Origin of the sequence: Haemophilus sp. HMSC071C11, from assembly GCF_001837655.1 — a bacterium.
Taxonomy (GTDB): Bacteria; Pseudomonadota; Gammaproteobacteria; order Enterobacterales; family Pasteurellaceae; genus Haemophilus; species Haemophilus influenzae.
Genome location: NZ_KV833400.1, coordinates 122,031 through 137,728, shown reverse-complemented (window position 1 = coordinate 137,728; position 15,698 = coordinate 122,031). Strand labels below are relative to the sequence as shown.

Sequence of the window (15,698 nt, the reverse complement as noted above, 5' to 3'; positions counted from 1 at the left end):
TAAAGTTAGAGATACCTCAAAATTTAGGTTACAACTTTTCAGCCTTAAAATATTTTTCCAATTTCGAGATAAATTCTATTTTTATCATAACGATAAAAAGCATGGTTACTGGTGGATTTTTGATAATCCCACGATAATTTAGGTGTTAGCCCCATAAAATGTATATTTCGATGCCATAAAGTAATTGTGGTTGTGTATTCACGATTTTTTTGCTGTATCCCAATCAAATCTTTCTCTCTATATACTCGATTGGCATAACTAAAAGTAAGACGTGATGAAATACCATAAGACCAATCCTGCCCCCAACCAAGTCTCAATGTCTTTTGTTGATAAGCATTATCTAATGCTTGTGTATTTTCTCGATGAAAATCCATGCCAGCAAACCAAAATTGGGTGCTTTTAGGTAAATAAAATAATGTTGATGAAACGAAATAATAATTACCATCTAAATGTTTTCGGATTTTATAACGAGATTCTCCATACTCAAGTGCGGTAGAAATTTGCCAAGTTTTACTTAGCCAATCTACGTTTTCTAAACGAATACCCAATTTATCCGCATATTGCTTCATTGTATTCGTTCCAGAGCTACCGCCTGCATACCAGCGTTTTTCTTGAAAAGGAAACAACGAGACTTCAACTAAGGCAGTTTGATAGCCTAAACCACCACCTATACGAAAAGTAGCCTCATTGTATTTTTTATTATCCCAATAATATTTTCCATTCCCATTAAACATAGTTTTACTAAAAAAATGATCTGCCCATGGCCATTTTTTTTCTACTGATAAAGAATACCCTACCCCCTTCCCACTTTCTTTTTCCCAAGCGGTCCAATTACCAATTTTTGTGCCACTTTTTGGAGCGTTATTCAAATTATCATCATTTAAAAAATTTAAGCCTACTTGCCATATCCATTGATTCCGCTGATTTAGTGTTAAAAGATACTGATCAATAACACCTAAAAATTTTTCATCATCTACCTCTGTACGTAATTTTTCAAATTGAATTTTGGCAGCTTCATTTTCATAGTTAAAAAATAGAGCTTGAGCTAATTGATAACGTAAAGGTAGTAAAGATGCGTCTCGAGCGAATAATTCACGATAATAAGCAATAGATTGAGTTAAATCACCTTGTTCACGAGCTTCAATAGCCTTTGCCCAAGTTAGTAAGAAATTATCTTGTTGAGGAAATTGTTTATATAGTGGTAATAACAGTTGAACTGCCTGAGTGTTATTTTGATATAAAGCAGGAATTAACCCACGCAAAACAAGTCTTGGATGTTGTGCTAATTGGCTTTTGGAAAGAGAAATAATATGCCTATTTGGTATTTCTTTCTTAGGCATAGAAGAAAAAGAGGAGGTTTTTAATTCCGCACTTTGAATCGTATTTGTCAATGTATCATTTTTAGGACGTGCAACTTCTGCCCAAGCTACATTCGTTAATGATAAGCCTATTAATGATAAGAGAGAAAGTTGTTTTACGCCATTTTTCATATTTTATCCATGAACTTAAAAAATTATAAGTTGACATTATTACAAATAAAAAATGATAATGCGAACAATTATCAATTTTGTATAAGAATATAATTCTATGAAATCTGTACCTCTTATCACTGGTGGACTTTCCTTTTTATTAAGCGCTTGTAGCGGGGGAGGTGGTTCTTTTGATGTAGATGACGTCTCTAATACCCCCTCTTCTAAACCACGTTATCAAGACGATACTTCAAGTTCAAGAACAAAATCTAAATTGGAAAATTTGTCCATTCCTTCTTTAGGGGGTGGGATGAAGTTAGTGGCTCAGAATTTACGTGGTAGCGAACCTAGTCTCTTAAATGGAAATGACTATATGATATTTTCCTCACTTTCTACGATTAAAGAGGATGTTGAAAATAACAATAAAAACAGGGAGTCCCTTATTGGCTCAATAGACGAGCCTAGCGCAAGCGCAACAAATCCACCCCAAAATCATCATGGACAAAAATATGTATATTCAGGGCTTTATTATATTCCATCATGGAATCTAATAGATTCCTCAAAGAGCAAGTATTATGTTGGTTACTATGGATATGCGTATTACTTTGGCAAGCAAACAGCCACTACATTACCTGTAAATGGCAAAGTAACGTATAAAGGAACTTGGAGTTTTATTACTGCAACTCAAAGAAATAAAAAGTATGAATTACTTAATGGTCTGGGTCAGCCTTACGCTAGACGTAGTGCTACTCCAGAAGATATTGATTCCGAAAATAATTCCAGTAACGGTGACACGGGCTTAATAAGTGAATTTAGTGTAGATTTTGGTGAGAAAAAGCTCACTGGAGAACTTTATTATAATAAAAGGAAAACAAATGTTAATCCATCAGCAAATACAAAACATACACTCTACAATCTAGAAGCTGATGTGTATAGCAACCGATTCAGGGGTAAAGTTATTCCTAAAGAACCCGAATCTACGGAACATCCCTTTACCAAAGAGGGAACATTAGAAGGTGGTTTTTATGGGCCTAATGCTGAAGAACTAGGGGGAAAGTTTTTAGCTGGCGATAACCGAGTTTTTGGGGTATTTAGTGCCAAAGAAACGCCAGAAACAGAAAAGGAAAAATTATCCAAAGAAACCTTAATTGATGGCAAGCTAATTACTTTCTCTACTAAAACAGCCGATGCAACAACCAGTACAACAGCCAGTACAACAGCCGATGTAAAAACCGATGAAAAAAACTTTACGACAAAAGATATATCAAGTTTTGGTGAAGCTGATTACCTTTTAATTGATAATTACCCTGTTCCTCTTTTCCCTGAAGGGGATACTGATGACTTCGTAACGAGTAAACATCACGATATTGGAAATAAAACCTATAAAGTAGAAGCATGTTGCAAGAATCTAAGCTATGTAAAATTTGGTATGTATTATGAGGATAAAGAGAAGAAAAACACAAATCAAACAGGACAATACCACCAATTTTTGTTAGGTCTCCGTACTCCCAGTTCTCAAATTCCTGCAACGGGAAACGTGAAATATCGCGGTAGTTGGTTTGGTTATATTGGTGATGACAAGACATCTTACTCCACCAGTGGTGATAAGGAACGCAGTAAAAATGCTGTCGCCGAGTTTGATGTAAATTTTGCCAATAAAACATTAAAAGGGGTGTTAAAACGACACGATACTCAAAATCCCGTGTTTAACATTGAGGCAACCTTTCAAAATGGTAGTAATGACTTCAAAGGTACAGCAACCGCAAACAATGTAGCGATTGATAGCCAAAATACACAAGGCACATCTACAGTCAATTTCACGACAACAGTAAACGGGGCATTTTATGGTCCGAACGCTACAGAATTAGGCGGTTATTTCACCTATAACGGAAACAATCCTACAGATAAAAATTCATCATCCAATTCAGAAAAGGCTCGTGCCGCCGTTGTGTTTGGAGCTAAAAAACAACAAGTAGAAAAAACCAAATAATGGAATACTAAAAATGACTAAAAAACCCTATTTTCGCCTAAGTATTATTTCTTGTCTTTTAATTTCATGCTATGTAAAAGCAGAAACTCAAAGTATAAAAGATACAAAAGAAGCTATATCATCTGAAGTGGACACTCAAAGTACAGAAGATTCAGAATTAGAAACTATCTCAGTCACTGCAGAAAAAATAAGAGATCGTAAAGATAATGAAGTAACTGGACTTGGCAAAATTATCAAAACTAGTGAAAGTATTAGCCGAGAGCAAGTATTAAATATTCGTGATCTAACACGCTATGATCCAGGGATTTCAGTTGTAGAACAAGGCCGCGGTGCAAGTTCTGGATATTCTATTCGTGGTATGGACAGAAATAGAGTTGCTTTATTAGTAGATGGTTTACCTCAAACGCAATCTTATGTAGTGCAAAGCCCTTTAGTTGCTCGTTCAGGATATTCTGGCACTGGTGCAATTAATGAAATTGAATATGAAAATGTAAAGGCCGTCGAAATAAGCAAGGGGGGGAGTTCTTCTGAGTATGGTAATGGAGCACTAGCTGGTTCTGTAACATTTCAAAGCAAATCAGCAGCCGATATCTTAGAAGGAGACAAATCATGGGGAATTCAAACTAAAAATGCTTATTCAAGCAAAAATAAAGGCTTTACCCATTCTTTAGCTGTAGCAGGAAAACAAGGTGGATTTGAAGGGGTCGCCATTTATACTCAACGAAATTCAATTGAAACCCAAGTCCATAAAGATGCATTAAAAGGCGTACAAAGTTATAATCGCTTAATCGCCACAACAGATGACTCTAAGGCATACTTTGTGATGGAAGATGAGTGTACAAATGGTTATGAAAGTTGTAAAAAGTCACCCAAACCACCTGCGAAGTTATCCACCAAAAAAGAAACCGTAAGCGTTTCAGATTATACGGGGGCTAACCGTATCAAACCTAATCCAATGAAATATGAAAGCCAGTCTTGGTTTTTAAGAGGAGGGTATCATTTTTCTGAACAACATTATATTGGTGGTATTTTTGAATTCACACAACAAAAATTTGATATCCGTGATATGACATTTCCCGCTTATTTAAGCCCAACAGAAAGACGGGATGATAGAACTGGCCCTTTTTATCCAATGCAAGATCATGGTGCATATCAACGTATTGAGGATGGCAGAGGCGTTAAATATGCAAGTGGGCTTTATTTCGATGAACACCATAGAAAACAGCGTGTAGGTATTGAATATATTTACGAAAATAAGAACAAAGCGGGAATCATTGACAAAGCAGTGTTAAGTGCTAATCAACAAAACATCATACTTGACAGTTATATGCGACATACGCATTGCAGCCTTTATCCTAATCCAAGTAAGAATTGCCGCCCAACACTTGATAAACCTTATTCATACTATCGTTCTGATAGAAATGTTTATAAAGAAAAACATAACATGTTGCAATTGAATTTAGAGAAAAAAATTCAACAAAATTGGCTTACTCATCAAATTGTCTTCAATCTTGGTTTTGATGACTTTACTTCAGCGCTTCAGCATAAAGATTATTTAACTCGACGTGTTATCGCTACGGCAAGTAGTATTCCAGGGGAACGTGGTGAAATAAGAAATGGTTACGACTCACGTCCTTACTTCTACTCAAAACCAACAGTAGGTTTTGTAGGACAAGATCATTGTAATTATCAAGGTAGCTCCTCTAATTACAGTGACTGTAAAGTGCGGTTAATTAAAGGGAAAAATTATTATTTCGCAGCACGCAATAATATGGCATTAGGGAAATACGTTGATTTAGGTTTAGATATTCGGTATGACGTATCTCGTACAAAAGCTAATGAATCAACTATTAGTGTTGGTAAATTTAAAAATTTCTCTTGGAATACTGGTATTGTCATAAAACCAACGGAATGGCTTGATCTTTCTTATCGCCTTTCTACTGGATTTAGAAATCCTAGTTTTGCTGAAATGTATGGTTGGCGGTATGGTGGCAAGAATGACGAGGTTTATGTAGGTAAATTTAAGCCTGAAACATCTCGTAACCAAGAGTTTGGTCTCGCTCTAAAAGGGGATTTTGGTAATATTGAGATCAGTCATTTTAGTAATGCTTATCGAAATCTTATCGCCTTTGCTGAAGAACTTAGTAAAAATGGAACTGGAAAGGGCAATTATGGATATCATAATGCACAAAATGCAAAATTAGTTGGCGTAAATATAACTGCGCAATTAGATTTTAATGGTTTCTGGAAACGTATTCCCTACGGTTGGTATGCAACATTTGCTTATAACCGAGTAAAAGTTAAAGATCAAAAAATCAATGCTGGTTTAGCCTCCGTAAGCAGTTATTTATTTGATGCCATTCAGCCCAGCCGTTATATCATTGGTTTAGGCTATGATCATCCAAGTAATACTTGGGGAATTAATACAATGTTTACTCAATCAAAAGCAAAATCTCAAAATGAATTGCTAGGAAAACGTGCATTGGGTAGCACTTCAAGGGATGTAAAATCAACAAGAAAACTTACTCGGGCATGGCATATCTTAGATGTATCGGGTTATTACATGGCGAATAAAAATATTATGCTTCGATTAGGGATATATAATTTATTCAACTATCGCTATGTTACTTGGGAAGCGGTGCGTCAAACAGCACAAGGTGCGGTCAATCAACATCAAAATGTTGGTAGCTATACTCGCTACGCAGCATCAGGACGAAACTATACCTTAACATTAGAAATGAAATTCTAAATTAAAATGCGCCAGATGGACTAGACATGCTATATCTATACCTTACTGGCGCATCTTTTTCTGTTCTATAATCTGGTTAAGTGAAAAACCAAACTTGGATTTTTTACAAGATCTTTTCACGCATTTATTGTAAAATCTCCGACAATTTTTACCGCACTTTTCTCTATTACAAAAACAATAAGGATCCTTTTGTGACTCTCTCAAATCTTTGGCAAAGTTGCCTGTTACAACTTCAAGATCAAGTTTCAGCCAGCGATCTTAGCACTTGGCTTCGTCCTTTACAGGCTGATGTGGTGGCGGATAACCACATTGTTTTATATGCTTCTAATATGTTTGTGAAAGGTTGGGTGGAAACCCATTATCTCGCACAAATCCAGCAAATTTGTCAAACACTTGCACAAAATCCTGAACTGCGTATTTCTTTAAAAGAAGGGGTCAAGCCTGCACCTAAAGTAGTAGAAAATACGCCAAATATATCACTTAGATCAGAAAGTGCGGTAGATTTTCAAGCTGAATCTAGTGCTTCAGTAAAATTTGAATCTCATCTCAATACTAAACACTTATTTGATAACTTTGTTGAAGGTAAATCGAACCAACTCGCACGTGCAGTCGGTCAAAAACTTGCTCAAGCACCAGGCGAACCTTCGGCTAATCCTTTCTTTTTATATGGTGGCACTGGTTTAGGGAAAACTCACTTGTTACACGCCATTGGCAACGGCATTTTAGCCAATAAACCGAATGCGCGAGTACTTTATATTCACGCCAACAACTTTATGCAACATATGGTAAAAGCAGTGCGTGATAATAAAATGGATCAGTTCAAAAAATTCTATCGTTCTCTCGATGCACTTTTAGTAGATGACATTCAATTTTTCGCTGAAAAAGAAAAAACTCAAGAAGAATTCTTCCATATTTTCAATAACTTGTTTGAAACGGGTCGCCAAATTATCTTAACTTCGGATCGTTATCCTAAAGAAATTGAAAAAATTGAAGAACGTTTAAAATCACGTTTTGGCTGGGGCTTAACAACGGCCATTGAGCCGCCCGATCTTGAAACCCGTGTAGCGATTTTATTGAAAAAGGCGGAAGAACATAATCTGAACTTGCCAGAAGAAGTCGCTTTCTTCATTGCTCAACGCTTGCGTACCAACGTGCGTGAACTTGAGGGTGCGTTAAATCGTGTAAAAGCAATGCAAGACTTCAAAGGCGGTGACATTGATATTGATTTCGTGCGTGATACCTTAAAAGATATTTTGGCTCTGCAAGAACGCTTAGTTACCATTGAAAATATTCAAAAAGTGGTGGCTGAATATTATCGAATTAAGGTTTCAGATTTAAAATCAAAAAGTCGTGCACGTTCAGTGACTCGCCCACGCCAAATTGCCATGGCATTAGCAAAAGAATTAACAAACCGCAGTTTGCCTGAAATCGGTCGTGCATTTGATCGTGATCACACGACCGTATTAAACGCTTGCCGTGAAGTGCCAAAATTCCGTGAGCAAGACAATAGCATTCAAGAAGATTGGGCGAATTTGATCCGCACTTTGTCCGCATAAAAGGAGAACGCAATGCAATTTAGCATTTCAAGAGAAAATTTATTAAAACCGTTGCAACAAGTATGTGGCGTATTGAGTAATCGCCCAAATATTCCTGTATTAAACAATGTGTTGTTACAAATTGAAGACAATCGTCTGACTATCACAGGGACAGATTTAGAAGTTGAACTCTCTAGTCAAACTCAGCTTTCATCATCTTCTGAAAATGGCACTTTTACCATTCCAGCAAAAAAATTCTTAGATATTTGCCGCACTTTATCTGATGAGTCAGAAATTACGGTGACTTTTGAACAAGATCGTGCATTAGTGCAGTCTGGGCGTAGCCGTTTTACGCTGACAACCCAACCTGCTGAAGAATATCCAAACCTCACAGATTGGCAGTCTGAAGTGGATTTTGAACTACCGCAAAATACCTTACGCCGTTTAATTGAATCCACTCAATTTTCTATGGCAAACCAAGATGCACGCTATTTCTTAAATGGTATGAAATTTGAAACAGAGGGCAATTTATTGCGAACTGTGGCAACAGATGGTCATAGACTTGCGGTGTGTACTATCTCACTTGAACAAGAATTACAAAATCATTCTGTGATTTTACCTCGTAAAGGCGTGTTAGAGCTGGTTCGTTTATTAGAAACAAACGATGAACCAGCACGTTTACAAATTGGCACGAACAATTTACGTGTCCATTTAAAAAACACGGTATTTACATCAAAATTAATTGATGGTCGCTTTCCTGACTATCGCCGAGTATTGCCTCGTAATGCCACAAAAATTGTCGAAGGCAGTTGGGAAATGCTGAAACAGGCTTTTGTTCGTGCGTCCATTTTATCTAATGAACGAGCACGCAGTGTACGTTTAAGCTTAAAGGAAAACCAGCTTAAAATTACTGCCTCAAATACAGAACACGAAGAAGCAGAAGAAATTGTCGATGTCAATTACAATGGCGAAGAATTAGAAGTGGGCTTTAATGTGACCTATATTCTTGATGTGCTGAATGCACTTAAATGTAATCAAGTGCGAATGTGCTTAACTGATGCGTTCTCCAGTTGCTTAATTGAAAACTGTGAAGACAGCAGCTGCGAATACGTCATTATGCCAATGCGTTTATAATATGGCGATTTCTCGTTTACTGGTCGAAAAATTTCGTAATTTAACAGCAGTGGATCTTGATTTTGATCCCTGCTTTAACTTTCTAATCGGCAACAACGGCAGCGGAAAAACCAGCTTATTAGAAGCCATTTTTTATCTTGGTCACGGACGTTCATTTAAAAGTGCGGTCACAAATCGCATCATTTCTTACGACGAACCGCACTTTACCCTATTTGGAAAAATCCAAGAAAGCCAACATCAATGGTCTATCGGCTTACAAAAACTTCGTCAAGGCAACACCTTAGTAAAAATTAACGGTGAAGATGGCAATAAAATTTCCGATCTCGCCCATCTTTTACCAATGCAATTAATCACCCCAGAGGGCTTAACCTTACTCAACGGTGGGCCAAGTTATCGCCGCGCGTTTTTAGATTGGGGATTATTCCATCACCAAACAAGTTTCTATTCCGCTTGGAGCAATCTCAATCGATTACTCAAACAACGAAATGCCGCCCTTGCACAAAATCAGCCTTACTCTGCCATAAAAATTTGGGACGTTGAACTTGCTAAACTTGCCCATCAAGTAAGTCAATGGCGTGCCGAATATGCAGAAGCACTGCGCCCTGAAATTGAGCAAACTTGCCAACTTTTTCTGCCTGAATTAGAAATTAATGTCAGCTTTCATCAAGGATGGGAAAAAAATGCTGATTATTATGAAATTCTTCAACAAAATTTTGAACGAGATCGTGCCTTAAATTACACCTTTGCTGGCCCTCAAAAAGCGGATTTTCGTTTCAAAGCACAAGGATTGCCAGTGGAAGATGTGCTTTCTCGTGGACAACTTAAACTTTTAATGTGTGCATTAAGACTAGCGCAGGGCGAGCATTTAATGAAAGAAAAGCAACGCCATTGTATTTTTTTAATCGATGATTTTGCCTCGGAATTAGATCAATACAAACGTGCCTTGTTGGCAGAACGATTACAACAAAGTGGCTCACAAGTGTTTGTTACCGCCATTACGCAAAGACAACTAAAAGAAATGCAAGTGGAAAACAAAAAAATGTTTTCTGTTCATAATGGCATCATTAACGCCTTAAATTAGCCAAAAGTGCGGTGGAAAATACGCCAATTTTTTAAAAAATATCAAAAATTATTATCATTACCTCGTAAATGTAATTCAAGTTTTGAGCGATTTATGCTATAAAGCTCGCTCATTATAAAGATGAAGACAACTTGCAAACTATCAACGCAACACAGCCAAAATTTGAATCAACTTGTAACCGTATATCAAATCTACTTTTTAAACTTAATTAATAAGGACAGCTTCTATGCTAAATAAAAAATTCAAACTCAATTTTATTGCGCTTACTGTCGCCTACGCATTAACCCCTTATACAGAAGCTGCGTTAGTGAGAGACGATGTGGATTATCAAATATTTCGTGATTTTGCAGAAAATAAAGGGAAGTTTTCTGTTGGTGCAACAAATGTGGAAGTGAGAGATAAAAAAAATAATAATTTGGGCAGTGCGCTACCTAAAGATATTCCTATGATTGACTTTAGTGTGGTGGATGTAGATAAACGCATCGCCACATTGATAAATCCACAATATGTAGTAGGTGTAAAACACGTTAGTAACGGCGTGAGTGAACTACATTTTGGGAACTTAAATGGCAATATGAATAATGGCAATGCCAAAGCACACCGAGATGTATCCTCTGAAGAAAACAGATATTACACCGTTGAAAAAAATGATTTTCCTAAAGAGAATGCAAAGTCTTTCACAACAAAAGAAGAACAAGATGCTCAAAAACGTCGTGAAGACTACTATATGCCACGTCTTGATAAATTTGTTACCGAAGTTGCACCAATAGAGGCTTCAACTGCAAGTAGTGATGCTGGCACATATAATGATCAGAATAAATATCCTGCTTTTGTAAGACTAGGAAGTGGTACCCAGTTTATCTACGAAAAGGGAGCTTATTACAAATTAATCTTGTCGCAAAAAGATAACAAAGGAAATCTGTTGAAAAACTGGGATATTGGTGGAAATAATCTTAAATTAGTTGGTAATGCTTATACCTATGGTATTGCAGGCACACCTTATAAAGTAAACCACGAAAATAATGGACTAATTGGTTTTGGCAATTCAAAAGAGGAACACCGCGATCCAAAAGGAATATTATCTCAAGATCCTCTTACCAATTATGCTGTTTTAGGCGACAGTGGCTCCCCATTATTTGTATATGATAGAGAAAAAGGAAAATGGCTTTTTCTTGGGTCTTATGATTTTTGGGCGGGTTATAACAAAAAATCTTGACAAGAATGGAATATTTATAAATCTCAATTTACTAAAGATGTTCTCAATAAAGATAGTGCAGGTTCTTTAACTGGTTCTAACACCCAATATAGTTGGAAAGCCACTGGCAATACAAGTACGATTACGGGGGGAGGGGGAGAACCTTTAAGTGTTAGCTTATTTGATGACACAAAAAAAACTGATGGAGAAAAAGCTAACAATGGAAAAAGCATCACTCTTAAAGGAAGTGGAACACTTACCTTAAATAATAATATCGATCAAGGTGCAGGCGGATTATTCTTTGAAGGAGATTATGAGGTTAAAGGCACTTCTGATAGTACCACTTGGAAAGGAGCTGGCGTTTCTGTTGCTGATGGAAAAACAGTAACGTGGAAAGTGCATAACCCACAATCTGATCGTTTAGCTAAAATCGGCAAAGGAACATTAATTGTAGAAGGAAAGGGAGAAAATAAAGGTTCGCTAAAAGTGGGCGATGGTACTGTTATCTTAAAACAACAAGCTGATGCCAATAATAAAGTTAAAGCCTTTTCACAAGTAGGTATAGTAAGTGGTCGCTCAACTGTTGTACTTAATGATGATAAACAAGTAGATCCAAATTCCATTTACTTTGGCTTTAGAGGCGGTCGATTAGATGCCAATGGCAATAATCTCACTTTTGAACATATCCGTAATATTGATGATGGTGCAAGAATAGTAAATCACAATACCAACAAAACCTCTACTGTAACAATTACTGGGGATAATTTGATTACAAGTACAAGTCAAATTAATCGAATATACGATATACCACAACAAAATGAAGATAATCCTTTCTTGCCTAGACGGGTACAACTTGGAGGGCAGCTGTATTTTAATCAGGATAACAGATCCTATTACGCATTAAAAACAGGTGCTAGCACTCGTTCAGAATTGCCTCAAAACAGCGGAGAAAGCAATGAAAATTGGCTATATATGGGTAAAACTTCCGATGAAGCCAAAAGAAATGTAATGAACCATATCAACAACGAGCGTATGAATGGCTTTAACGGTTATTTTGGTGAGGAAGAAAATAAGGCAGATCAAAACGGCAAATTAAACGTTACCTTTAGTGGTAAAACCGAGCAAAATCGCTTTTTATTAACAGGCGGTACAAACCTTAATGGCGATTTAAAGGTTGAAAAAGGCACCTTATTCCTTTCAGGCAGACCAACACCGCACGCAAGAGATATTGCAGGTATTTCTTCAACAGAAAAAGATAAACACTTTGCTGAAAATAATGAAGTGGTGGTAGAAGACGACTGGATTAACCGCAATTTTAAAGCAACAAATATTAATGTAACCAATAACGCAACCCTTTATTCAGGTCGCAATGTTGAAAGTATTACGTCAAATATCACAGCTTCTGATAATGCACAAGTTCATATTGGCTATAAAGCAGGCGATACCGTTTGTGTACGTTCTGACTATACGGGCTATGTGACTTGCACTACTGACAAGTTATCCGATAAAGCCCTTAATAGCTTTAACGCCACCAATGTATCTGGCAATGTAAATTTATCAGGTAATGCAAACTTTGTCTTAGGCAAAGCCAATTTATTCGGCACAATTCACAGCACAGAAAATAGCCAAGTACGTTTAACCGAAAATAGTAAATGGCATTTAACAGGAAATAGTGATGTTCATCAATTAGATCTAGCAAATGGGCATATTCATTTAAATGTACAAAACGATGCAAATAAAGTAACTACATATAACACGCTGACTGTGAATAGCTTATCAGGTAACGGTTCTTTCTATTATTGGGTTGATTTTACCAATAAGAAAAATGACAAAGTTATTGTAACCAAATCCGCTACAGGTAACTTTACATTACAAGTAGCAGATAAAACAGGCGAGCCAAATCATAATGAACTCACGCTTTTTGATGCTTCAACAGTTGCTGAAAGAAGTAATTTAAAAGTGACATTAGCAAATGGCAAAGTTGATCGAGGTGCTTGGAGCTATACTTTGAAAGAAGATAGTGGACGTTATTACTTGCATAACCCAGAGGCGGAAAAAAGAAATCAAACTGTCGATACGCCAAGTATTGCAATGCCCAATGATATTCAAGCTGATGCCCCTAGCGTATCAAGTAACAATGAAGAAACCGCTCGTGTTGAAGCACCAGTTCCACCACCTGCGCCTGCTACACCATCAGAGACAACTAAAACAGTGGCTGAAAATAATCCGCAAGAAAGTGAAACCGTAGAGAAAAACGAGCAAGACGCAACCGAGACAACAGCTCAAAATGATGAAGTTGCAAAAGAAGCTAAACCAAGTGTAAAAGCTAACACTCAAACAAATGAAGTGGCTCAAAGTGGAAGTGAAACCGAGGAAACTCAAACGACTGAAACAAAAGAAACAGCTAAAGTAGAAAAAGATGAAATTCAAGAAGCACCTCAAATGACTTCTGAAACGTCTCCGAAACAAGCAGAGCCTGCTCCTAAAGAAGTTTCAACTGATACGAAAGTAGAAGAAACTCAAGTTCAAGCTCAACTGCAAACACAACCGACAACAGTTACTGCGGAAGATACAACTACACCGAACGGTAAACCATCGGAAGAAACTCAACCAAGTGAAAAAACTAACGCTGAACCTGTAACATCTGTATCACAAAATCAAGCAGAAAATAAAGTTTCTCAACCAACAGAAACAGAGAAAACGGCTAAAGTAGAAACAGAGAAAACTCAAGAAGCCCCTAAAGTTGCTTCTCAAGCGTCTCCGAAACAGGAACAGTCTGAAACTGTTCAACCGCAAGCAGTGCTTGAAAGTGAAAAGGTTCCGACTGTTAATAATGCAGAAGAAGTTCAAGCTCAACTGCAAACACAACCAAGTGCAACAGTAAGCACTGAACAACCTGCACCAGAGAATTCAATAAATACTGGATCTGCAACCGCAATGACAGAAACTGCTGAAAAATCCGATAAACCACAAACACAAACTGCGGCTACGACCGAAGATGCTAGTCAGCATAAAGCGAATACTGTTGCGGATAATTCTGTAGCAAATAATTCAACATCTGTTAAACCAACAGAGAATTCAAGCACAAAAGCTGAACAACCTGTGACAGAAAACACAACAGTAAACACTGGAAACTCTGTAGTGGAAAATCCAGAGAATACAACTCAACCTGCGGTTAATTCAGAAAGCAGTACGCCAAAGAGTAGACGTAAAAGAAGTATTAGCCAGCCTCAAGAGACTTCTGCTGAAGAAACAACGGTAACTTCTACTAACGAAACAACAGTAGCTGATAATAGTAGACGTAGAAGTAGAAGTAGAAGAAGTGTTAGCCAGCCTAAAGAGACTTCTACTGAAGAAACAACAGTAACTTCTACTGACAAAACAACAGTAGCTGATAATTCAAAAAGCAGTAAGCCAAATCGTAGACATAGAAGAAGTGTTAGCCAGCCTCAAGAGACTTCTACTGAAAAAACAACAGTAGCTGATAATTCAGAAAGTAATAAGACAAATAGTAGACGTAGAAGTAGAAGAAATGTTAGCTCGGAACCAACTGTTACAAGTGACAGCGATCGTTCTGCAGTACCATTGCGCGATCTCACAAGTACAAACACAAATGCGGTAATTTCTGATGCAAGGGCAAAAGCACAATTTGTTGCATTAAATGTAGGGAAAGCAGTTTCTCAACATATTAGCCAGTTAGAAATGAATAACGAGGGGCAATATAACGTTTGGGTATCTAATACTTCAATGAACAAAAATTATTCCTCAGAGCAATATCGTCGTTTTAGTTCTAAAAGTACGCAAACTCAACTTGGTTGGGATCAAACAATCTCAAACAATGTTCAGTTAGGTGGCGTGTTTACTTATGTTCGCAATAGTAACAACTTTGATAAGGCAAGCAGTAAAAATACTCTAGCACAAGTTAATTTCTATTCTAAATATTATGCGGATAATCATTGGTATTTAGCGGTGGATTTAGGCTATGGTAATTTCCAAAGCAACTTACAAACTAATCATAATGCGAAATTTGCTCGCCATACTGCACAATTTGGTTTAACCGCAGGCAAAGCATTTAATCTTGGCAATTTTGCTGTTAAACCAACTGTAGGGGTTCGTTATAGTTACTTATCAAACGCTAATTTTGCATTAGATCAAGATCGCATTAAAGTAAATCCAATATCTGTCAAAACAGCCTTTGCTCAAGTTGATTTAAGTTATACTTATCACTTAGGCGAGTTTTCCATTACGCCAATTTTGTCTGCTCGATATGATGCAAATCAAGGCAGCGGCAAAATTAATGTAGATAGATATGATTTTGCTTACAACGTGGAAAATCAACAGCAATATAACGCGGGACTTAAATTGAAATATCATAATGTGAAATTAAGTCTAATCGGTGGATTAACAAAAGCAAAACAAGCGGAAAAACAAAAAACAGCGGAAGTGAAACTAAGTTTTAGTTTTTAATAAGCCTGTTTGAATTAGCGTTATAGACGACAAAGCCCTGTGTATTACAGGGCTTTATTTTTGAATGAAATTCAGTGA

The 15,698-nt window shown here is 37.0% G+C and carries 6 protein-coding genes and 1 pseudogene; 6 read left to right on the top strand and 1 reads right to left on the bottom strand.

All coding sequences use genetic code 11. The features are described 5' to 3' along the window. Positions 1-44: 44 nt before the first annotated feature. Positions 45-1,490, bottom strand: coding sequence for a surface lipoprotein assembly modifier (locus HMPREF2644_RS01835; protein ID WP_070828186.1), 1,446 nt, complete (start codon positions 1,488-1,490; stop codon positions 45-47). A gap of 97 nt (positions 1,491-1,587) precedes the next feature. Here HMPREF2644_RS01835 and HMPREF2644_RS01830 point away from each other — a divergent pair, with 97 nt between their 5' ends. The 6 genes and pseudogenes from HMPREF2644_RS01830 (at position 1,588) to HMPREF2644_RS01805 (ending at position 15,620) form a co-directional block, all read left to right on the top strand. After that, a complete protein-coding gene (locus tag HMPREF2644_RS01830; protein WP_070828185.1) occupies positions 1,588-3,459 on the top strand; it encodes a transferrin-binding protein-like solute binding protein in 1,872 nt (623 codons plus the stop codon). A 13-nt stretch (positions 3,460-3,472) separates the two neighbouring features. After that, positions 3,473-6,208 (top strand): transferrin-binding protein Tbp1, encoded by a 2,736-nt coding sequence (gene tbp1 / locus HMPREF2644_RS01825; RefSeq protein ID WP_070828184.1) that lies wholly within the window; start codon positions 3,473-3,475, stop codon positions 6,206-6,208. A 191-nt stretch (positions 6,209-6,399) separates the two neighbouring features. Continuing rightward, entirely contained in the window at positions 6,400-7,764 is a 1,365-nt protein-coding gene (gene dnaA, locus HMPREF2644_RS01820; RefSeq protein ID WP_070828183.1) for a chromosomal replication initiator protein DnaA, read from the top strand. A 12-nt stretch (positions 7,765-7,776) separates the two neighbouring features. Then, a complete protein-coding gene (gene dnaN / locus HMPREF2644_RS01815; RefSeq protein WP_070828182.1) occupies positions 7,777-8,877 on the top strand; it encodes a DNA polymerase III subunit beta in 1,101 nt (366 codons plus the stop codon). Between the two features lies 1 nt (position 8,878). Beyond that, complete coding sequence (gene recF, locus HMPREF2644_RS01810) at positions 8,879-9,958, top strand: DNA replication/repair protein RecF (RefSeq protein WP_070828181.1); 1,080 nt, start codon at positions 8,879-8,881, stop codon at positions 9,956-9,958. A 226-nt stretch (positions 9,959-10,184) separates the two neighbouring features. Then, positions 10,185-15,620: pseudogene (locus HMPREF2644_RS01805) on the top strand (S6 family peptidase). The last annotated feature ends 78 nt before the right edge of the window (positions 15,621-15,698 follow it).